At 67.4% G+C, this 22,734-nt stretch carries 14 protein-coding genes; 1 reads left to right on the top strand and 13 read right to left on the bottom strand.

Annotated features, from left to right (window positions below):
• Positions 1-1,659: 1,659 nt before the first annotated feature.
• Entirely contained in the window at positions 1,660-2,238 is a 579-nt protein-coding gene (locus BA895_RS12560; protein WP_070192253.1) for a TerD family protein, read from the top strand.
• Between the two features lie 58 nt (positions 2,239-2,296).
• Here BA895_RS12560 and BA895_RS12565 read toward each other — a convergent pair whose 3' ends face one another.
• The 13 genes from BA895_RS12565 to BA895_RS12625 form a co-directional block, all read right to left on the bottom strand.
• Positions 2,297-2,854 (bottom strand): TerD family protein, encoded by a 558-nt coding sequence (locus BA895_RS12565; RefSeq protein WP_070192254.1) that lies wholly within the window; start codon positions 2,852-2,854, stop codon positions 2,297-2,299.
• Positions 2,851-3,708: a hypothetical protein gene (locus BA895_RS12570; RefSeq protein ID WP_139142634.1), complete on the bottom strand. Its 858-nt coding sequence runs from the start codon at positions 3,706-3,708 to the stop codon at positions 2,851-2,853. Before BA895_RS12570 ends, BA895_RS12565 begins: the two co-directional genes overlap by 4 nt.
• Positions 3,709-3,806: 98 nt before the next feature.
• Positions 3,807-4,874: a hypothetical protein gene (locus tag BA895_RS12575; RefSeq protein WP_070192256.1), complete on the bottom strand. Its 1,068-nt coding sequence runs from the start codon at positions 4,872-4,874 to the stop codon at positions 3,807-3,809.
• 96 nt (positions 4,875-4,970) lie between these two features.
• Complete coding sequence (locus tag BA895_RS12580) at positions 4,971-6,887, bottom strand: hypothetical protein (RefSeq protein ID WP_070192257.1); 1,917 nt, start codon at positions 6,885-6,887, stop codon at positions 4,971-4,973.
• Between the two features lies 1 nt (position 6,888).
• Positions 6,889-8,997, bottom strand: coding sequence for a hypothetical protein (locus BA895_RS12585; protein WP_139142635.1), 2,109 nt, complete (start codon positions 8,995-8,997; stop codon positions 6,889-6,891).
• A gap of 132 nt (positions 8,998-9,129) precedes the next feature.
• A complete protein-coding gene (locus BA895_RS12590) occupies positions 9,130-9,975 on the bottom strand; it encodes a hypothetical protein (protein ID WP_070192259.1) in 846 nt (281 codons plus the stop codon).
• Positions 9,976-9,989: 14 nt separating this feature from the next.
• Positions 9,990-12,620 carry a hypothetical protein gene (locus tag BA895_RS12595; RefSeq protein ID WP_070192260.1) on the bottom strand — a complete coding sequence of 877 codons (2,631 nt, stop codon included), beginning with the start codon at positions 12,618-12,620 and terminating at the stop codon, positions 9,990-9,992.
• Entirely contained in the window at positions 12,613-16,227 is a 3,615-nt protein-coding gene (locus tag BA895_RS12600) for a tubulin-like doman-containing protein (RefSeq protein ID WP_070192261.1), read from the bottom strand. The genes BA895_RS12595 and BA895_RS12600 overlap by 8 nt, the downstream gene beginning before the upstream one ends.
• 92 nt (positions 16,228-16,319) lie before the next feature.
• A complete protein-coding gene (locus tag BA895_RS12605) occupies positions 16,320-19,136 on the bottom strand; it encodes a VWA domain-containing protein (RefSeq protein WP_175442314.1) in 2,817 nt (938 codons plus the stop codon).
• Positions 19,136-19,351, bottom strand: a complete 216-nt coding sequence (locus BA895_RS23950; RefSeq protein WP_175442315.1) for a hypothetical protein — start codon at positions 19,349-19,351, stop codon at positions 19,136-19,138. Before BA895_RS23950 ends, BA895_RS12605 begins: the two co-directional genes overlap by 1 nt.
• Before the next feature lie 661 nt (positions 19,352-20,012).
• The gene (locus tag BA895_RS12615) at positions 20,013-20,594 is read right to left on the bottom strand and encodes a TerD family protein (RefSeq protein ID WP_070192264.1); all 582 of its coding nucleotides are present in this window, start codon (positions 20,592-20,594) and stop codon (positions 20,013-20,015) included.
• Between the two features lie 70 nt (positions 20,595-20,664).
• Positions 20,665-21,375, bottom strand: a complete 711-nt coding sequence (locus tag BA895_RS12620; RefSeq protein WP_070192265.1) for a Tellurium resistance — start codon at positions 21,373-21,375, stop codon at positions 20,665-20,667.
• Positions 21,376-21,506: 131 nt separating this feature from the next.
• Positions 21,507-22,670: a DUF475 domain-containing protein gene (locus BA895_RS12625; protein ID WP_371327714.1), complete on the bottom strand. Its 1,164-nt coding sequence runs from the start codon at positions 22,668-22,670 to the stop codon at positions 21,507-21,509.
• Between the last annotated feature and the right edge of the window lie 64 nt (positions 22,671-22,734).

Consider the following 22,734-nt stretch of genomic DNA (forward strand, 5'->3'; position numbering starts at 1 on the left):
CGCGGGCGCCCGGGGTTTGGGCGTCGAAATCCGGACGACGAAACGAGGCCAGTAAAGATGTGGTCTAGTCCTACCTGAAGTGTGGCGGGCTGGCCCCGCCGGGATGGGTCGTGAGGGTAGCGGCCGTGGCAGGACTGTGGCTGTGGCTGTGGCTGTGGCTGTGGCTGTGGCTGTGGCTAGACGCTCGACGGTGGTTTGTCTTCCAGGACAACCAACGTCGATTCGCCGCAGTCCAGGGACCCTGGGGGTGAGGTGCGCGATCGCACCGGGGAAGGCCGGCAACGGCATCTCCCGAAACAGGTCTGGGGCCGAGTACCGGTCCCTGCAGAATCGCTCCTGACGGCGAGCGGCCAAGGGTCGCGCGCCCTGACATCCTCAACGTGGGAGTCGGTGCGCAGGGAGCACACGCGAGCTGGCGGAACAGGCTGTCCTCGTCCACGTTCTTGTCCGGCGCACCGTGCAACGCGCGATGTCCGGCGTGGCGGTCAGGCGACTGTGGGTCGGGGATACCACGGCGATCCGCAACCCGGATTCATGGTTGCTCGACAACGGCGCCCGCAGCCGATCGACGAGGGCCAGGGCGGTCACACTCGCCCAAGTCGACAACACGTCTTCGGCTGCGTGTACCTGCACGCGAACTTTCACGGGGGCCTCGCGCAGCCTAGCCATGGATGTCGTGCCGGCCGGGCGAGGCTGCTGGGGTCCGCCGCTGCCGCGTGCCTTGTCGACTCGCGCAGCCTGACACGTGCCAGCTGAACAGGCTTATTGCCCCCCCTCCTCTGGTCTCGGGTTGGCCCACTATCTGCGCGCCGATTGCGAGCTGGCGAGGGCCTCCTCGAGGGCAGCTCGCGCGCCGGCGACGGCGCGTCCGGCGGGACACATCCGTGAGCGCCACCGCGATGAGGGACTACTCATCGACCAGCCTGACGCAAGCTTCACGGCAAAGCGACGACCGAGTTCGAGTACGGCGACGCCTTGGCTTAGGACCGCCGTAACCTCATCCAGGCCCTGAAGACGCTGGCGGATCACGTGAGCCGTGGCGGCACGCAGTGCTGCCAAAGCAGGGCTAGCCGTGACGCTCGGGGATGGCTGCCGGCGTAGTCGAGCAACGTCTCTACGGTGCGCACAACGACGCGTGCGCCTCGATGCTGGCCAGCCTCGTGGAGATCTCGGCATGGTGAAGGGCCGCGTCGGCTTCGGCGCGCAGAAAAGAGCCTGTGCGGCCTCTCTGGTGAGCTGCTGGGCGTCTCCAGCGCCCCCCTGGCCCGCCCAACCGCCGTGGTGCTCCGCTGGGGCATCGATCCCCCGGCGGCCTCGTCGGCGCGTCGACCTAGGCCCGCGCGCGCAAAATGGGGTGTTGGGCGGCGTCGCCCGGCAGGCTCCCTAGGCCACCCGTCGCATGGTCGAGAAACGACGTGACGAACTCCTGGGCCCTTGCTGAGAACTCGAGCACGCCCGGTAAGGCGCACCCTGATCCGTAATAGTCCATCAATGGCTCTCGGATTTCATGACCCTGTCTGGGTCGAAAACCGTGAGCCGGCTAATGGATAGTCGCGTTCCCGGGACTATCGTGGGGTCGGTGGCTCGGCAGGCCACTAACGGCAGCCGTGACGACGAACGCCACCGAGTTCTCGGCTCGATAGCACCCAAGGAGGAGCAGTGTCCATTTCCCTGTCAAAGGGTGGCAACATCAGCTTGAGCAAGGCGTCCCCCGGTCTGATCCGGCTCCAGGTAGGGCTCGGTTGGGACGCACGGACGACCACGGGGTTCGACTTCGACCTCGACGCCTCTGTTGTCGTTTGCGATGCGAACGGGCGCTGCATTAACGACCGATGGTTTGTGTTCTACGGGCAGCTCGTCTCGCCGAACAACGCTGTAGTCCACCAGGGCGACAACCTCGACGGTTCGGGCGACGGAGACGACGAGGTCGTCAAGGTGGAACTAACCGCGCTTCCCCCCGAAGCCCAGCGACTCGTGTTCGTCGTCTCGATTCACGACGCCGAGGTCCGTGGCCAGAATTTCGGCCAGGTGCAGAACTCCTCCATCCGCATGGTCGACGAAACTACGGGCGGGGAGCTCGTACGATACGACCTCACTGAGGACTACTCCACCGAGACCGCGATGATCTTCGGCGAGTTGTACCGCCACGGCACCGAGTGGAAGTTCCGGGCGATCGGGCAGGGCTACGCCGGGGGCCTTGCCTCCGTCATCAAGGACTTCGGCCTCATCGCGGGCTGACTAGCGGCGCCTTCCCGCCGCATTTTTGGTGCGGGTGCGACGTACCCCACCCAACATGTCAGGAGATGTCGACGCCGTAATCTCGGCCGAATGCCGCAAGGCCCCCGGCATATCCCTGATCCACGGCGCGCAACTTCCACTGCCCCTGGTAGCGATAGATTTCGACAAGGATGAGGCAGGACTCGGTAGTGTACGTCCCCGAGTTCGCGTAGTCGACCAGCGTGGCGCCGTCTGCCAGATCGACGAATCGGACTGATAACCCGCCGCACTGCGCGAGGTTGCCACCCTCGGCGACGTTCGCCAGGGCGATGTAGACGCACTCGATGGCCGGCGCGACGAGGTCAAGGTTGATGAGCAGCTGGGCTCGGTCGACGGACGGTGACACGGCGCCCGGGGGCACCGAACGCAGGAATGCCTCCTTCGTCGGACTCGTCGGATGGTCCCAAAAGAGGAAGTGGTCGTCTCCGAGCACTCGCTTGTCCGGGCCGCACACGAGCGCCACGAGGTCGAGATCGGCCGCGGTGTTGGGCCACGTAACCCCGACCAAGGCCGACCCGACAGGCGGCCCGGCGGCGCTCGTCAGGACCGTGTTGGCCCCCTTGGCGAGGGTTGTCATGCCTGGACCGCCTTCATCGTCAGCAGGGTCTTCAACGGGTCGAGAACACGATAGGGGCTGATGCCGGAGGTGCTAAAACCGTCGTTCCCCGGGGGGCGCCCCAGCGCGGACACGGCGTACAGGTAGTACGGTAGGCCGCTCTCGGTGGCCGCGGCCTCGATGAGCGGAGCTCCGAGAACGGGCAGCAGGCTGCGTAGCTCTTGGCTGAGCAGCAGCCGATCCTGCGGGTCATCCCATTGGGTGACGTAGCTTGGGTCTCTCTGCATCGCGGCCCCCGGTCGCCCCATGATCGACACCCAGCGGTCGTTGTCGACGTTCTTGAGCCCCTGCAGGACGTCGAACTTGCTAATCGTCAGGGCCAGGACCTGTACCCGACCCGGGATCGCGTGCGCGGCCCGCGCCTGGAGGACACGCCGCAGAACCTGTAGATCATTACCGGCCTCCGCCGGGAGTGGGATGCCGGTGTCACGGACGATGGCACGCACGTCGGAGACCTTAAGTGGGTCGATAAGCGAGCAGATCATGTCGACCCCACCCAAGTAGGCGAAGGCATTCTGGTCGGGTGTTAGCCGCTCGAAGCTCTCACCGGCTGCATCCGCCAAGGAGAGGCAGAACCGCCGGCCCCCCATGGTGAACGACCACATCAACGGCTCAGGAACGTCAGGCGGCGTGGGGGGGATGATGCCTTCTTCACCGTATAGGTAGTTCTCGTACGTCCTCAGGAACCGATCCTCGGTGTCGTTCAGCGGCGTCAGGAAGGTGTGGTGCCTGTCGGCGAGGAACTGGCCGAAGTGCCTGATCATCACGCCGATAAAGATCGACTTGCCTGCGGAGCGAGCACCCGTGACGGCCATGGAGCACTGCACGTCCGTGAGCCAGTGAGGAGGGACCTCGAAGCCGCAGCCGCCGCAGGCCCCGGCCGCAGAGACGGTCTTAGTGCATTTCGGACAGGTCACGATTCACCCCGGCCACTGGCCCCCGGATAGAGCGCGTCGGCGACCTCGGCGGCCGCGTCGACGGCGGAGGCGAGGTCGGAGACCGTAACGAGCCGGTGATCAGGACCGCTCGCGAGCGGTACCAGTGCGGCGAACTCCTCGTCCCACCACTCCTTGGGACGCTGGGACGCGACGCCCTCGTACGCCGACCGGCCGCGGCCCACGATTCGCAGCGAGACGGTGCAGTCGGGGCTGGTCGCCCACTCGACGAGGGCGAGCGCATCCGCAGGCACTCCGTCAACAACGACGACGACTTCCCCGCCGGCGCCGACCAGCTCGGCGGCCTGCCTCACCGACGGCAGAGCCCTCGACCAGGGGCTTGGCTGGTCACCGAGCACGGACGGCCAGGCGACCTCGGCCAGGTCAAGCTGGCTCGTGAGATCACGAGGGCGCCCGGCCTGCGTGAGCAGCACGGCGTGTGGCCCCCCGCCGCGGGCCGCGGAGACGATGCCGAAGACGAGCTCCAGAAGAGGGCCAACCTCACCTCGCTGGTTCGCCACGAGCATCGACGCTGACCCGTCGATGACGAGCGCCCAGGGGCCGCGCTTGGCATTCCCACCGTCGTGGTGGGCGTGGTAGGCGAATCGACCGACGCTGTGCCAGTCGCGGGCGGTGAGCTCTCGGGGAGGGGTGATCCCGGGGTCGAAAGGGCCGATCGCGTCGGCGAGCATGAGCGTGGCGCCCCGCATCTCGATCCGCACGAGCGAGACGGTATGTCGGCCGCCCACGGACTCCGGGACGCGAACGACTGCATCCCCCGGCCCGTCCGCGGGGTGGCTGATGGTCAGCCCGACGCGCGCATCGGGCGCGAAGGGGCCCCCGACGTGCCGCACTCCGACCACGAGATCGTAAGGCTTGGGGAGGATGAAGATCTCGTTCAGCTGCCTACCGTCGGGCGCTACGGGGGCGCCGTTCTCATCCTGCAGGGTGATCTCGGCGCCGGGGCCGGCGTCGAGGTGGATCCGGAGCGGACCGGGCTTGATCCAGGGAATCCGCCCGTTCCGGGTGAGCTGGGTGATGGACATGTCAGTCGTTCCTCACAGCGGACGAATCGGAGGGAGAGGGAAGGTTTGGAGTAGGGGGGCTTGCGGCTCGTGGTCTCGCCACGGGGGTCATCATGCTCACGCCCAGTTATCGGCGACGACGCGAGCGAGCGGTCGTCCATCCGCACAGGGAAGGGACCACAGGCCAGCGGCTTGCGGCTCTGCCGCCCATCGCTCCACCTGGTCCCGACCCGCTCGACGCAGGGATGCGTTCGGGGGGTCGCACTGGACGACGAGCTCCAGGAAGGGCAGGGCAAGAAAGGCCGCCTCGTCCGGATCGAGCCCGGCGACGAAGTCGCCGAGGTCGCGGTGCCAGGCTGGCCGCTGCCCCCAAGGCAGGAGCGCGTCGCCACCGGCCGCCTCCGCCCGCAGTAGGAGGAGCAGGAGGGGGCTGAGGTAGCGGTCCAGCTGCGGGTCGTGGGCGAGCGCCGCCATGAGCCGGGCGACGTCCTCGTCGGGCAACGCCGTCGGGGCAGCCTGCGAGATGCAGTGCAGCAGGGCCAGTCGGCCGAGGGGGGGGAGCGTGAGGAGGAGGGGAACCCATCGGCGCGGCTCCCCGATGGCATCAAGGGAACAATGGCGCGCGACCATGGTCGCGGCCGGGAGCATCGATGCCGGGCCGGGATACGGCAACTCGTCGAGCAGGTCGGCCTGCCCATGCAGGTCAGGCGTGTTCTTGACGAGCATGACCTCGATCTCGGAGGTCCAGTCCGTCGTCGCGAACCGAGGCCGGGGTTCGACCACCGACGCCTCGTCGGCACTGAACACAGCGGGAGCGAGGTCGACCGTCGTGGCCGCGGCGAGAACGTCGAACTCCCGCGGTGTGGCGGCGACATTGGTCGACGATCCCGGGTCGAGTAGTGCCTGTGGAAGTGCGGGCCCAGCCTCTGCCACGAGGGGGGCGATCTGCGGGTGAGACCTCAGCTCGACCGGGAGGACGTTCTGGTCGAGCGCGGCCACGAGCATCTCACTACGCCCCATGATGACGGCACCGGGCGTCGCCAGGAGACCGAGTCGCACCGCGAGAGGTGCGGCATCGGCATATGGGAGCCCGGCAGCGAGGAGGGGGTCGTAGAGCTCGTCCCGCCGGCGCAGCGTCGTGTGCGCCGAGGCGGGGTCGAGCCAGATGAAGTCCCGCCCGACGGTGGCCCAAGCCGTGACGGGGAAATGAGTGCCGTTCGGCAACGCCCAGGAGCCCGACGTCAGTGCAGCCTCGGCGTCAACCTGCCACCGCGGGTCGAGTTCACAGACCCGGTCGCGCTGCGGCGGAAGCGGATCAGCACCGGGTACGGCGGCTAGCAGTGCACCGAGCTCGAGCGCCTTGCCCAGTGACGCGGGCTCCTCACCCGTCGAAAAGCCGATCCTGGTGCCAACGCTGCTCGGGAGCAGCCAGGAGATCAGGGCGATCCACCCCCAGGCATCCTCGGAACTCACACCGCGCAGCACGACCGGAGTCCTCGCCATCAAGGCCTGGATCGCCGTATCCACGAGCCACGACACGGCCGGCACCGCAACACCGCGCGAGCAATGGAGCCAGCGAAGGACTGCGGCGATGCCGTGGGCGGCCGGGTCCGTGGGGAGGGTGAAGTCCCCGCTGGGAGTCGCGTCGCGCACCTGGTCGGCGCCAAAGGGCGAGAGCCACTGGGGCGATAGGGCGAAGTCGGAAGGGCGGGTGTCGGCCGGGACCTGGCTGGCTACCGCATGGGTGAAGACGTTCCCGGGGCGTTGGGTGTGGTCCAGCCCGGCTTCGATCGATCGCCACCACAGGCCCACGGCCTCGTCGCGGCCGACGGCGTACCGCAGCCGAACCGGCCTCCTGGCCAGGTCCGCGGCACTGGGAAACTTCGACATCGTTGTGGGGAGGAAGACGCTTACTCCTTCGAGCAGGGACTTCTCGATGGCCGGGTCGAGGTCACCCACTCGCCGCAGGACACCCCACCCCTGGGCTTGGCGACCGGGAATCCCGTCGGCGGAACCGTAGGTCAGCTCCTGCATCTCAACACACCCCTCGCCACAGGTTGGCTGGATCCGGGTCGATAACGGCTATGCGGGCACAGTCTCGGCGGTCCGGGGGGCTGTAAAAAAGACGCACGAAGCCCATGTGCGTCCCCGGAGTGAGGTGGCCGAGGGTCTGAGTGACGTTGGCGATCAGAGGACGCAATTCACTGAGCAGCTCGCGTGCGCCCGGGTCGTTGGGCGACAGGGGTAGGCGCTGCGGGTGATGGACCACGACGAAGTGCGCCGCGTCGAGCACCTCGTTACTCAGGACGGTAACCGCGTAGCCGGCGAGATCGTCCGCGTTGACCGACCGCTGACCGTCCTGGCGAACGGCGACGATGTCGTAGGCGACCCTCGTGATCCCTGGGTAGTCGAGGGCGACGCCGTGCGAACGACGGGGCCGCCCACGCTCGTAGATCACCCCGAACAGGTGCAGCGAGCACCCGTTCGGCGGGAGGGTGCGAGTCAGGTGGATACCTCCCATCAGGACGTACTGCTCATGGGTCATCGACACGATCGGCTGAGAGCGTCCGACATCGAGCTCCTGGCTCTGACGGGGTCCTTGGTGCACCTCGACGATGACGTCGGCATCCTTAGATTGGGCGTCTGCGGCAGGCCAGGCAAACGTGATGATCTGGGTGTCGACCCGCTCGATGAGCTCGGGGTTGCGCGGAGGTCGCGGGAGCACGAGCCCCACCGTGGGGCCGACCCCCACCGCGTCTTCAGCCATGACGTGCGTTGCCACGAAGTAAGCACGGGCCCACTCGTCGGGAATGGCCACGCCTTGTATAACGGTGGTGTCGCCGAGGGAGAGCGTGGGATAGGGCAGCAACCGGTCAGGTGTGAGCCCCTGACTGCGGACGATCTCGCGGGTGCGGGATTCCTCCGACAGGCCCGCGGGGGGCGCGGACGGACTGAGGAAGACCTCGACCGCTCCGTGCTCCGGCGTCTCCCAGGAGATGTCGTACGTGCCGGGACTCACCCCGTTAGGCGAAACCGTGAGAGGCAGCGACGTCGGCCGGACCCGCACGGTAACGGTGCCCATCACGGGTTCGGACCACTCCAGGGAGCCATCACCGAGGCGCACCGAGGCGTATACGGCATAAGAGACCTCCCCGACGGGGGGGTGCGGGTCGACGAAGCCGTTTCCGACGAGAACGCTCGGGTCGAGGGCAGCGGCCTGGTTGAACCGGGGCTTGGACCCGGCACCGAACCGCTGAACCTGAATCGTGGCACCGGGTGGCACGTTAAAGGTGGCAGCCACGGTCTTGCGTGGCGTGACCTGAAGGGTCAAGCGGCTCGGGGGCCACACCACCTGCCCTTGGGCCACGAACACGGGGGCGGCCATGCGGGCCGCCACCTCGTCCTGGCCCGCATGGCACCAGACACCGATGAACGTGACGGCCGAGGTCGCGACGAGTGGTGCGGCCACGGAAGTCGACAGGGTGACGCCGACCGGCTCGGCCTGGCTCGGGTCGAGGGCCGGCCAGGTGTCGGCCGAGGCGACAACGCGGAAGATGCGCACCCGGCCGAGGTCGGCCGGGTCCTGCCAGTCCAGCGAGATGCCACCCTCGACGGCGTGGGTCAGCAGTGGCGTCAGGGGTCGGGCCTGGCCCTCACCGAAGGTCGACCAGTCCACGCCGGCGAACACGCCGGGGCTTTCCGACCACTCGCTGCCGGCGACGGGTTTCGGCTTCTCGGGCAGCTGCTCGGGGGCGGGGCGTTCGGAGACCACGGCCGCCAGCTCTCGGGCCAGACGGATATCCATGGGGATCGTGAGGCCCGCGCAGCGCGCCAAAACGTCGTCGGCGGAGTTGATGTTCTGGAAAGCAACGATCTGCAGGAGCTCCGGCGGCAGAGCAGCCACCTCAGTTCGCTCCGACTCGGCGCTCGCCCACTCACGTAGCCGCTGGAGGCGGGCCTGCTGCGGGCGCGGGTCGAACTCCTCGCTCACGGCCTGCGGAGTGTTCGGGCCAGCGTCGTGCGACGGCTCAACCTGCACCTGGGGCGGCAGCGGCGCGGCGCCGGTAGTGAGTATCTCCCTCAGGCCCGAGCCCCACTGCGCCTCGACGGCATCCTCGTTGGCCCAGAGCACTTGAGAGCGCACCGAGTCCGCAATCGGCCCGAGCGCCGCGAGCACATCGAGGTCCTCGGGTGCCGGGCGAGCCGTAGGGCCTAGGCCCAAGGCCCAGGTTGACAGCGCGTTTACGCGTTCACGGTAGCGTCGATCAGGCATGGATCACCACCCGGCCGGAGGCTGGCCCGGCATGGGCGTCGGTGCCCCGTTGCCAGGGCGTGCCATCGATGTCGGCGGCCACACGGGCGGGGCCGTCGTGGGCGCGGTCGTGGCCCGGGGACCCAGGGGCTGCGGCCCGGGCCATCCCGGGTCGGCGGTGGCGGCCAGCGGCGCCGTGTCGAGAATCAGAGTCCGCCCGCCCATCGTCACCATCCAGCCGACACAGAGCAGGAAAGAGCCAAGTACGGCGAACATCGCGCCGAGCCCGAGCTCGACGTGTGCTTCCGCGTACCCGGCCGTCAGGTTTAACGCGAGCGAGGAGGCATCGGAAACCAGCTCGGAACCGATGACCGCGAGAATCGTCATCGAGGCGAAGCCACCGGCGATGAACAGGCCGGGCAGTGAGAACCGCAAGCCCCCGTGCCACAAGTGCCCGGTCAGAAGAACTGCCGACAGGGTAACGGTGAGCAGGAGGACCACGAGCCCGAACGACGTGTCTCCGGGGCCCCCACTGGCCTGCTCGGCAAAGCGCGCCCCTTGGGCGTTCACTGCTCCGGACACGGTCGCCCACTCGCTAAATGCGGAGAGCACGATCCCGAGGAGACCCAGCCCCGCGAGGCCCACCCCGGCCAGGCGCCGCCAGCCACGGGACCTGGCCAACGATGGCTTGAGGCCAGTCGGCCGTATGACGGACGGGACGACCAGCCCTATCCACGGTATTACCCCGCCCGGAACGATGCCGACCCACAGCGGTAGACCGCGCCTGCGCGCGAGGATCGCGCCGGCATACCCGGACAGGGCCATGTTGATGACCGTTGCCACCACGAAAGCAAGAACGATGGTACCCACGAAGGCTCCCTTGGTCAGACGAACGGAACGTGCTGCGGTTCGACGGGGCCGTCGTCTCGTTCATCACGAGGTGTACCTCGCAGATCGGTGACGGGGTGGGCGTCACCGAGCTGTACGAGCACCGTAGCGAGCGTCAGTCCGTCGAACTGCTCCTGAAGAATGCTCTCCTGCACGTTGCGGACCGTGATCGACTGGGCCTGCGGTGAGAAGGCACCGTCGAGGAACTGCATTGGCGTGTGCGGGTAGTTGTGGTCCAGGCCTGCGAGGAACTGGCTGCGCGTCTGAGTTGTGACCGCCCCCGAGTGCCGGTCCGGCACCTCGACGACCGAGAGCAGGTGTGCGCGCGCCGCGTCGTCGGTGAGTGTGAGGCCCTTGACTTTGGTGACAAACCGGTGCGACGGGCCTCGGAAGGCGGCCTCTTGCGCTGCGGCGTGGCTCCACCGGGTGAGGGTCGGGCCCTGCCCGTCGAGGTTGCGGTCGGCGAGCAGCTCGCCGGCGTCGGCGGAAATTGCATACTTGAGATCGCCGAGGCCGGGCGGTACGTCCGTCAGGAACTCCGTCCAGCAGTCCGCCAGCCACCCGGCCTCGAACAGCGTGGACCGCCACCCGTTCGACACTTCGTCAATCGCGTCGGGCGCGGGCATGGCCGTACCGATGCTGATGGAGCGCGGGAGGCCTTGCCCCACGTGCAGGCCGACCCGGGCAGCATCCACGGCCCGCCCGAGTGGAGCGTGGACAAAGGCGCCGAAGGCGCGGGCCCAGTCAAGGTACTGGCGATAAACCCGCGAGATCCGCCGGAGGTCCTCCAGCGCCTCCAGCCGGTGCCGCTTGGCGGTCTCGAGGTCGGTGGCCGACTGAGCGATGCGGTGCAGATAAGCATAGAGACGACCCTGCTTCTTGAGGTACAGCATGGTGCAGCCGACCACCCACGAGACGACGGTGACGACCATTAGCAGCACGCCCAGCCACATGGCGACCCGCGAAAGGCCTGTCAGGGCCCCGAACAGGCCGAGGCCGACGAACGAGCCGAGAGTGAGGTACTTCATCTGTCGGGCGAGTGCCTCCTGGTCGTTCGCGATGTCGTCCTCAGGGGCCTGCTGGCTCAGCGCCGCGATCCCGGCGTCGAGGGCGGCGATCTCGTCGACGAGCTGGCGGTGGGCCCCACCGAGCCGCACCCCCAGTCGCCCAACGTAGGACTGGGTGGCCCGAGCCCGCCAACTGCGTAGCCGCTGCTGTTCCGCATTGGTCTCGTGAGCCAGGCTCGGGTTGGTTTGCTTGAGCTCGTCCAGCTTCTGGGAGAGCCGGCCGGCACCAATGTCGTCAGCGACCTCCAGGGTCCACCCGGGCAGGAAGGCCGCCATCATGTGTGGAAGCTCGAAGGTGTCCTCCTGAGCAGGAGCGACACGAGACGTGGTGGCGACGATGGCTCGCTGCGCTCCCTGCATCACCGGAGGCAGGTCGCCCGAGCGGCGGCCGGCATCGAGCAGAGTCATTCCCGCGTCCGCGAAGTCGGTCCAAAGTTCGGGGGTCTGCGGGGGCGACGACAGCTCGACGCCGGGCGAGCTGCGTTGGACGACCGCGTCGATGCCGCGCTCAAAGTCCGCCCATGAGGCGGGCGAGCCGTCGGCACGGACCCCCTTGACGACTACCGCGAAACCGGCATCCTGGGCGCCACCGAAGACGACGTTCTCGACACCACGGGCAACACCCTGCTTGGTCCGCGCGATGAGCTCCTCGGCGGTGCGCCGTGGAAGGTTACGCAGGGTGTTGATCAGGAACCCGAAGAACTCGCGCAGCGCCATCATGAAGTCGAGGTTGTGTTTCGCCACGGGGGGTGCGCAGACGCGTGCGTGCGGCAGCACATCGCTGTGCTTGGCGAGCAACGTATCTGCCATGCCGACCGCAACCGCCGCCTCATCCGGGGCCACGACGGCGCTCGTGCTGTCTACCCGGGGCGCTGGGTAAGCCTGGCCCACGTCGAGCAGGCGGGCGTAGAGGGCCCGCTCGACCGCCTGCGCGGAGAGCGAGCGACTATACACCCGCACGGGAACGAACTGTTCGCCCGCCGGCGCCTGGCGGTTGTCCAGCACTCCCCCGGCCTGCCCCTGCCAGAGCCCGAGGAGGGCGCACAGCGAGCCGACCACGTGGGTGATCCAGCGCGGGTCGTCGTGCGAGGGTGACAGAGGGGACGATCCCTGGCCCGGCGACGGGGAGTCCTCCGGTGAGATGACGACGTTGTGCCAGCCCAGCAGGGGCGTGACGGTACGCCTCCAGTTGTCCTGGGCGGAGCCCGCGTAAACGTGAGCCTGCACCTTAGAGGCCTGCGGCATAGACGATATGAGAGCACCCATAAGCGTCACCGCCTGAGCCTGCGTGACCACGTGGTCATCGTCTGCGGCGAAGCTGACCAGGCAGAGCCGCCCCAGCTCGTTCACCGACGCCGTGATGCCGTCCTGGAGGACCTCGACTGACGACCCGGTGGCCGTGAGGACGGTGGCGGGAATGCGCCCGTCATCGCGCTGAAGGGCGTCGACGTCGACGACCCGGACCGGACCGATGATTTCGAGTGCCACCCAATCGCGCAGGACCGCCTCGATCTGCAGGAGGGTGGCTCGACGAGCACCGATGATCGTGATGTCAGACAAAGTCCGGCCCTTCCATCAGTGGCTTGGCACCCCCGGACCCCATGGGGTCATGGAATGGGCCCTCTAGGGCAGCAGCGAGACACGCGTCCAGCAGGTCGAAAGCCTTAAAGGCTAGGGGCGCCAGCTCGATGGACAATGGAGCGCTCTGCAACTGGTCGCGAGTGTGGATCGTCAAGGCCCACCCAGGCGCGGCTTGCACATAGCCGGTGCTGCGGTACCAGGCGCGCAGGCTCTCGATCCAGTCCGAGACGGCCTTCGCCTTCGACTCGACCGGTGACGGCGGGGCCGCCTGGGCCTGGGGAGTGGGCCGCTGCTCCCAGGCCAGGCCAACGGGCTGACCGGACACCGCGCCACCCACCTGTGGCGTCGGGTTCGCTGCCAGAGATGAACGGCCCTCGGCCTCGGCGAGGATGCCCGCGAAGGCGTCGCCCTGTAACGGCGCGTCCCCACCCCCCGGCCGGGCGTTCTTCAGGGTCAACTGCCGGCCCCACAGCGCCTGTGCGAGCAGCTGAGTGCCCGCGAGATCGCGCACCTGAGGAGGCATCTGCGTCGAGCCGGAGGTGTCCATGAGTCGGCGCAGTGCGGCGTAGGGGGCCAGCGGGGTGAGGTGCGGGTCGCCGGAGCACCGGGCCAAGGCCCAGCTGTGCGACATCAGCACCGACGCAAGGAAGTCCATGGGGCCCTGGGCGGCCACCTCCCGCGACTCAAGGAGCGGCCCGAAAGCCAGCCAGCCCTCGGGTGCCCTAACCTCGGGGGCCCTGGGGTCGGTCTGGCGCACTAGGCCGAGGAGTCGCCCGAGGTACCACCCGGCGGCGATCCGGACTGCCTCGTCGGGGGACATCGCGAGGCTGGCGTGCAGTGGGCGGGCCCGCTTCCACAGCCAGAGGGACCGTTGATAGCTGGCGTCGGCCGTGGCCCAGCGATTCTTGATCGGGTCAAGTAGGGACGAATAGCAGAGCGGGCTGACCTTCTCGTAGCTGCCGAAAAGGCTGATCTTGCCGGTGGTCGCGTCGCTGCCCGCGAGCGCCCGCCCGAAGTTGTCCACGGTGCTGGGCTCGAGGTCGGCGTCACCGGCGAGCCGTTGGCGCACAGCTCGAGCGACCTCGTCGTTCTCCTCGAACGGGATCTCGCTGAAACTGTAGACGTACCTGACACTGCGGTTGCTGTGGATCCGCGGCACCATGGCGGCGTCGACCCCGACGACCGGCCGGGCGAGGGCCATCGTCTCTATGAATCGCCTTGCGAAGTCCTGCTGACGCTGCTCCCGGTCGAAGTCAGACACCGCCGGATCGCCGAGGTACTGTGCGATGGACTGCCCGGCGAACCGCTCGAAGACGTCGCCGCGCGCGGAGAGGCGGTCCTGAGCCCGGGCGATGAGGCCGGCTGCGGTCATTTCGAGGCGGTAGCTCGGCGTTGCCTGCGGGGTCGGCTGTCCGTCGAGGGCCGACCGATTGAGCACTGGAGCGCGCCAGTGGCCGCGCTGTTCGAGCACGGTGTGGGTCACGACGGGGCCGGCCGTCTGCCACTGACCGCCGATGATCTCGGAGCGGATCGCCGCGAGTCCCTCCGGGTACGTCAATGCGCGGTGCGCAGCGGTGACGTCGTCCCGGAATTGCCGGGGGAAGTCGCTCGAGGTCGTGAGGAGCACCTCGTTCTGGGCGTGGTCGAAGCGCGCGGGGACCTTCTCTGACTCGTCCGGCCAGTCGCCATAGGTGACGGAATGCAGTTGGGCCAGCCCGGCACCTGCGGCTGTCCTGCTGACCTCCGCCTCGAGGATCTTCAGCGACTCATTGGCTGTGCCCTGGAGACCGCGCAGCACCTCGCTGACGTAGGAGCGCAGCACCGCCGCCGCATACCTGGCGGCCTCACGGCGGAGCCGGTCCTCGCAGGAGCGGTTGAGCGACCCGGTGAAGGTCTGCCCCAGAGCGTGGGCACCGTTCACCACCTGCTTGCCGAGGGCGGTCGCCTGAATCACGAGCGAGGTGTCGACCGCGAGCGGGTCGGTGGCGTCCGCGGTCTGACCAGCGCTCGAGAGCTCGTCGATGAGGGCATCGCACTGCCGCGCCACCCGGGTCATGAGCTCACGGGCGTACGGCAACCCGAAGTCCGAGGTCGCGCGGACGAACTCGGCCTTGGCCGCTCCCTCGAGCGTGCCGGCCCAGCCCTCCGCCCACGAGTAGGCGAATCGTTGGATTTGGGCGACGACCTGCGGCCGGGCCATCCCCACGGCGGCCTGGGCCGTCGCGAGCCACGCCGCCGCCGGCGCCGCGCCGGTGTTCGCCATCGTCGTTGCCGCCTGAGCCGCAGCCTCACCAGCGGCGGCCTGGAGTGCGCCCGACGGGTAGGCGACACTTTGGAACCACACCAAGGCCGGCTGGCCGAGCTGAGGCAAGCCCATGTGTTGCATGCTCGCGCCCCACTGGTTGTCCATGAGCAGCCGCAGCTGGTCGAGTGACGGCAGCTGGCTCGTCGGGCTCAGATGACCCGATCGCAGGTGGTCCACCGCGGCCCGCGAGAGGCGCTGGGCTGCGTAGTCGAGGTAGCGGTCGCGCCCCAGACTGAGGCTCGCGAACCCCAGGGACCCGAACGGCAGCTGCGCGTCCCCGATCTTCCATCCGAAGAGTTCCTGATCCGTGGGCATCGGGGTCGGGTTGCCCAGGAAAGAGTCTAGGTACTGCTGGCTGGCTCTCTCCGACGTCATAATGCCGGCCAGCGCGCGGGCCACACCCCGGTAGACGCCGTCGGCAGTCCCGTCGCCGAAAAAGGCTCCGGCTCCCCCGATCCGTCGTCCGATCGGGATTACTCGAGCAAAGGCCGGCTCGTCGCCCATGAAGGTCGGAAGCCCCAGTGCGCCAAGGAGTTCCTTGTCCGCCTCGTCGCTCAACCCGGATACGGCAGCGATGACCTCACTGATGGCCGCCATCGCGTTGCCCTCCACATTGGCTCGCCTGCCGTCCGGGAGCTCACCGAAGACGTCCGCAGTGTAGAGCAGGCACCCGATGTTGGCGGCGTTGATGCCGGGAAGGGTGCCGAGCAGCCGACAGACGTCGAGGAACATCGAGGCACCAGATCCACCGGCCATGGAGGCGACGACGATCGGGATGATGACGTCACTCCCCTGCTCCGACGTGGGAATGGACCCCCAGGCGGTGGGACCGACGATCTTCGACTGCGCCTCGAGGAGGGTAGTTCTCAGCGCAGCCAACCGGGGAAGGGTGAGCATTCGACCGATGGCTCGGTACTGGCCCGCACCACTCGTGACCGGCACCGTGTTCGCAGCCGGCCGGTCCTTCGGGGCCCAGCCTACGAGTGGAGCCAGCGAGCGTGAACGGAGCTGTGACTCCACATTGAGGCTGGTCGCCTCGTACGTGTTCTGTGGCGAGCTGAAAGAGACATAAGTTCCCCCGAGGTCTCGGATGCTCCCCAAGCGCGTCGGCTCCCGATCAGGATCGACAGGGACGTCGATGTGGACGAACTGCCACGCTGCCGGGAGGTCGGCGCCGCGCAGGGACGGGTTGGCCCGGAAGTCGGCACGAATCTGGTCGATGAGCAGCCTCAGGGTCTTTCCCCCGGATCCACCACATCCCACGACGAGGAACTTACGCATGACAACTACCTTTCAGCAGGAACGTACGGTCAGTGATGGGCGGTGGGGCAGGGCTGCACACCGGAACGGGCCGAGCCGTGTGGCCAGCATCATCACCAGCCCGACGGAGGCTGGGGCGAGGAGTCAGGGTCGGGGTCTCCCTGGCGTGGGGCGGCTACAGGTGCCCCGCCCCAGGGGTCGAGCGGTGCCGTGACTGGTGGCACTCCAGGCACAGGCGGCGCGCCGACGGGGGCAGCGGGCACACCCCCGATCGGCGCACCGAAGACAGGACCGTTCGGGTTGGCAGGCTGAGCCCAGGGGTCGGCGCCCGTCCCTGCCGGGACTCGGCTCGACGCCCACGGGTCTGCGGGAATCCCTGTGTCGTCGCCAGCATCCGGCGTGGACTCCGGGATTTGACTGCGCAGCCCGCGAACAACCTCGGGAAGGGCCCGGCGCGCACCACTGACAAGGGTATCCCAGCCTGGTGCCCCCGTCACCGTGAAGAAGGTCACCTCGACTTCCCCGCCGCGCGGGTTGGTCGGGTCGAGGGCGACGCACCACTGGTTCTGAACGGCGAGCGGGAGCCTGGCGTGACCCTTGCTCTGAGCGCCGGTGGGCCCAGCAGCCGAGATACGACCTGGGTGCTCGACCCGCACGTACCCGGGCTCGGTCAGCCCGAGCCCGGCTTTGGTCATCAGCGTCTTACCATCGATGCTCACCCTCCGCGACCCGCCCTGCGGGAGTGGTTGGCTCAGGAGCTGCTGCGGCGTCAGCGAGCATCCTGCGTCGAGGAAGCTACCGCTTCCGGCGGAGACCTCGCCACGCACGCTGCCGGCGGACAGGCTGGTACCGGGGATCTTGGCTGTCACGAACTTGGCGAGGTATAAAAGTGCCACGGGAACGGCGACGCCGAGCAGGGTCAGCCCTACTAATGCGAGCAGGAAGTACCACGGATTGATGGGGCGCTGCATGTCCGCGGTAAAAGTGACCGAAACCTTGACTGGAGATGCGGTCCGGTCTTGTGGTAGCACCATCACCGTCGCAGACCCCGAGACAAGCCCGTCCCCCACGTCGTCGCTGGAAAAACTCAGCGGCAACGAGCCGCTCACGCAGTTGGCCTTATTCGTCGCCGTCGAGGTGATCCCAATCCCAGGAGCATCGGCCGGGGACGTCGTCACGGTGGGCGCGCCGTCGAGCCACACACAACCTTTACCGGTGACGGCCACGGAACCAGACACCTGGCCCGCCTCCGTGATGGTACCAAAGTCCACGCTCTTCGCCAGCGACGGATAGTTGGCGGGGGTGCGGATATCCACCGAAATGTCGTTGACTTGAGGTTCAAGGACTGTGCCCGGAACGGACCGACCCAGCGAAGCCCAATCCTTGGTCGTAACCGCTAGTGCTAACCGAAGGGTAGCGCTGCCGGGGTCGACCCCGGTGAGGTCAATGGTCTGGGGGGCTGCGATTGAGGAGCCGCTCAAACCGGTCGCCACCGGAAGGCTCGTGCCATCCGCCAGCACGAGGCTCGCGGTGAGCGTCGTCCTCGGGGAAAGTCTGGCCGGATCCACGGGGGAACCGTCGACGTGTACCAGTTGGAATGTGACGTCTTTGAGAACCTCTCCCGCGCGTAGAACTGTGCTCGTGGACGCCGGCCACTTTGGTAGGAGGTCGCCGAAGATGCGCAGACTGGACCGAGATGTCTTGCCAGCCGGATTGGGCGCAGAGAAGCGCAGACTCCATTGCCCAGTCCATGCCGTGTCGGCAGTACGCTCCACATCGACGGAAACCGACGCATCGCCGAGCCACTGCCAGGTCACCTTCCCACCTGGAAGACTGCCCGATCCACTGGCGCCTCGTGCCAAGTTGAGCCTACCGCCAGCGGGGTCGACCAACGTGATGGAGCTTCCGTCCGCATCGCTGTCCGCCAGAGCGTGGATCTTGCTGATGGACGAATCAAGGACGAAGGAGTGCGTGCCCTGAGGGCATGCCGTCGCACCGCACACCCCGCCCCTCTGCACGACCGCCGGGGTGTCTCCGCCGGCGATCTGGTCGAACCCGAAGAAGAGGTCCCGAATGTTCGCGGCTTCGATGAACGCTCCCGAGACGGGCTGGACGATCTTGCCGCACCCTCCCTCGCCGGTTGTCATTTTTCGCAAGAACCCAAAGTCGGGCTTCCTGTCGCTCGACAGACCGATACCAAACGTGATGATGTCTTGGGACCGTATCTGATCCGCGACACCTCCAGCACGACAGATGTCCTGCTCGCCGGCCCCGATCGCGGCGGCCACGTTGGCATCCGTCGAAAGATCGTTGTTGCGGTCGTAAGGTTTGGGCCCGCCAAGGTCAGCTATGCTCGGGTGGTTCCCGCCACGGGTGGTCAGCGAGTACTCGCCGTCAGTGAACAGCACAATTGCGGAGCAGCGCCCTTGCTTGCCCGCGCCTCGGCCCGCCAGCTCGCGGCGCGCCCCGGTCATCGCGTTCCAGTAGTCGGTGTCGACACCTTGGTTCCGTGCGGCGAACCGGTCGAGCGACTGGAGGAGGGCGTTGCGGCCACTTACCACCGGAGTCCAGTCCGTGACCTTCTCGTACCCCGTGTCGAACCCGGCGACGGCGATCTCGAGGGTCAGGTTGCTCCGAGAGGCAAGACTCGCCATCTGCTTGACGAGGTGCCCCGCAGCGGTGACTCGGGCGTTCTTCGGGTCAGTACCCTTGAGCGACCCAGACCGGTCGATCAGGAGGAGGAGGTGCCCCTGCCCTCCTCCCGCCAGGCAGGCACCGAATCTCTGAACTGCTTCAGGGGTTGCGCTGGCGGCAGAGGCGATAGCCCGCTCCGGCGCGGCGGCAGCGGTCGCGGGAAGGCCCGAGTTTCCCAACGCGCTGATGAGCAGTGCCCCCACGACGGCGATGGCCGCGATCCCACGTCGAGGCATCAAGACCACCGGCCCCGGGCGACGTCGTTGGCGATGAGGTACGCCGCCAGAGTGACCACCGCCAACGCACCCCCGATGACGAGGCGCCGGGCGAGGTCGCCGCCGCTGGCACCGGCGTACCAGGCGTTTTGGCGGGCCTTGGCGTCTGCCGAAAAGAACATGGCGACCGCACCGATCGCAAGAGGACCGCCGACGAGCCATGCGAGGGCACCCATGGTCGCTCCGCGGCCGGTCGCCAACGCGACGATCGATACGACTCCGCTCGCGAGGACGAGACCGGCGGCGGCGACCAACCACCGGACCGGGGTCTTGATGGGCGCATCGAGCGCCGGCTGCTCTGCGTTGAAAGACGGGGCAGCATTCGGCCCCGGGCCGTTTCCGGGAAGGTCTACATCGCCGCGGTCCGGGGCCGGAGTGTCGACGTGAGGCGGTGGAGGCTGCAGCTGGCTACCACCGGGCATCCCGCTAGGCGCGGCTGGAAACCCACCCGGCATTCCGGGCATACCTGGAAAACCCCCTGGCATGCCGGGCATGGACGGGGGGCCTTGGGCCGGCATGGCCGGGCCGCCGAACGGTGGCTGCGAACTCACGTAGACTCCCCTTGGTGCTGATGATCACTGAATTGCGATCCGAAAACCCCGCATTCACCGAAGACCCCATTCATATCAGAGGTCAAAGAGCTCCGCAGCAATGCCGGTGAACTCGGCAAGGCCCGCGCGAGATAGGCGCAACTGCGTTCTCCAAGCAGCATGACGCTCAAGTTCGCGCTGTTGAGGGCCTTCACCAGCGTCTAGGTCGGTGGCGTGAGGTCGGTGGCGGAGGCCCTAGAGACGTCCACCTCCGCGGCGGGATTCGCTGCGTCCTGGACGGTCCCTTTCACAGGTGTTGACCGATAGCCGGGAGTAGGTCGCGGAACGTCCGTCCGGACGCGGGAGCGCCGATGGCGGTCATCGCCCAGCCGGCCCCCTCACGGCTGACCTTCGCCATCACCTGAGCGTTGTGACGCCCGGACCCGGTAAGGTCGTAGCGCGCAATTTCTGTTCCACCGGAAGCCTCGTCGACGACACGGCAGAACGCGTTCTCGATCTGTGAGAAGTCCTGCCCTGTGAACGAGTTCACCGTGAAGACGAGCGTGTTCACGTGGCTTGGGACGCGGGTCAGGTCGACGGTGATCGACTCGTCGTCGCCGTCGCCGTCGCCGGTCTGGTTGTCTCCGGTGTGCTGGATGGAGCCGTCTGCGCTGCGCAGTTGCTGGAACCACACCTGGTCCACGAGCTTGCCGGAGGCGTCGAAGAGCAGACAGGACGCGTCCAGGTCGATCGTCTGGGACTTCAGGCCGCCAAAGAGGCCCTTCTTCTTCACGGCGTCCCAGCCGAGTCCCATGCGGACCCGTGTCAAGGTCTGTCCGCCGGCCTTCGTCAGTGAAACTTTCTGTCCCTTGCTGAGGCTGACACTCATGCTGATCTTCTCCCTATCGAGCGTTGTGGTGGCGACTTAAGGTTCTGATGTTCGGGCAGAGACGCGCCTGCTACTTGCGGCCTGCGGTCCAGCTAAGGTTCCAGTCGTAAGCGCGGTCGAGCTTGTCGTGACCGCTGACGTAGTTGACCTCACGGTTAACCGACAGCTCCCCGCCGCGGTTCTGAATCATCGCAATTCCGCACATGCCAGCGCCGCCGCGCGCCTCGTCGAGACGGACCTCGATGGTCGGTCCATGCGCGGGGAAGAGCGTCACGACACCATCGGCGGCGGCCCAGTTCGGGGCGCCCTCGTAGATGAAGGCGAACACGAGGATGCGTCGGATCCGGTGAAGCTGGCTCAGGTCGACGAAGAGGTTCTCGCCGGCGCTGTTCGTGCCGGACCGGTCGTCACCGTCGAGCCAGACGACAGGGTTGCCCGCCTCAGGGTTGCGGAAGGCGTTGCCGAGGGCTTGGACGACACCCTTGGACCCGTCGGTCAACTCGTAGAGGCATCCGAGGTCCAGGTCGATGCTGCTGGATGTCCCGGCGGCAGCGAGACGCTTGAGGAACCCGCCACCCTGGGCCGCGCCAGGCGGACGGGCGTTCCAGTTGAGGTTGACACGCAGCTGGCCGGTGGCCTGGCCCCGCTTGGTCAGGGACACATTCGGTAAGCTCTTGGTCAACTTGACCGGGCCGGTGGACGGCTGTGGCGCGACCGGTTGTGGCGTGGGTGGTGCGGAAGACTGCGGCGTGGCCGGACGCTTGGTGTAGTCGATCGGCATCGGTGCCTCCGGTGGTCCTGTACGGATGGATGAGTGCTGCTTGGTGCTGGTCGTGCGCGAGTCCACCTGTGGTGGACCCGGATCTTTCCGCCCGGATCAGGAGCCGCACTCTGACTCCGCTTGGGTCGTGCCTAAATGCGCGGGGACGTGGCGATGCTGGGTGGCGAGCTTCCGGTGTCCTGAGCGTGCTCGGTGTCGGCATCGTGGTGGCCGGCGTGGACCTCCTCGGCGAGTTCGGGGTGTCGACGGTTGCGCACGATCGAGGAGATAAATGCGGCGCCGATGAAGCCGACGCCGATGAGGCCGGTGACGACCTCGGGCACCTCATGCTTGATGCTGACGAGCAGGATGACGGCCAGTGCACCGATGGCCCAGAACGCGCCGTGCTCGAGGAACACGTACGACTTTAGGGTGCCCTTGCGGATGAGGTATACGGTCATGGACCGGATGTACATGGCGCCGACACCGAGGCCGACCGCGATGATGAAGATGTCCTGCGTGATGGCGAACGCGCCGATGACGCCGTCGAAAGAGAAGGACGCGTCAAGGACCTCGAGGTACATGAAGAGGAAGAACGCGGCCTTGCCGGAGGCCTTGAGGACCTGCGGAGGGCCACCGCGTCCTTCGACCCCAACCTCGGCTTCCTCGCCAGCGTTCTGGAACAACTCCCCGAGGCCGTTGACGAGCAGGTAGGTCACGATGCCGAGGCCTCCGGCGATCATGACGGCGCCGGCATCCTTGGCGAGGAACTCGGCGCCGAGCACGAGCACGACGAGCGCGACGACGACAGAGAGCTGGTCGAGCTTGCCGACCCTGGCCAGGGGGCTCTCGAGCCAGTGCAGCCACCGGATGTCGCGGTCTTCAAAAAAGAAGTCGAGGAAGAGCATGAAGAGGAACATGCCACCGAACGCCGCAATGGACGGGTGCGCTTCGTGCAGCAGGTACGCGTACGTGCCGGGCTCGGTGACCGCGCCGCCTTCACGGGCAAGGCTGACCGCCTCGACTGGGTTCAGGTGGGCCGTTGCTGCAACGATCAACAGCGGGAACAGCAGCCGCATGCCGAACACCGCGATGAGGATGCCGACGGTGAGGAACATCTTCTGCCAGAAGGCGTTCATCTTCTCGAGAATGGTCGCGTTCACGACCGCGTTGTCAAAACTGAGAGAAATCTCGAGGACACACAGAATGGCCACCAGCGCGAGCGCTGTTGGACCGCCCAGAACAAGCGATCCGACGAGAGCGACGGCGGTCACGGCAAATGACCATCCGAAAGTCTTGATAATCACGTGAGTCACTTCTGTCTGTGGGTTGCAAGTGAGAGATAGACACCGAGAGCTACGTGCCCGGTTACCTTTTCGG

The sequence above is a fragment of the Humibacillus sp. DSM 29435 genome (assembly GCF_001758225.1).
Classification (GTDB): Bacteria; Actinomycetota; Actinomycetes; order Actinomycetales; family Dermatophilaceae; genus DSM-29435.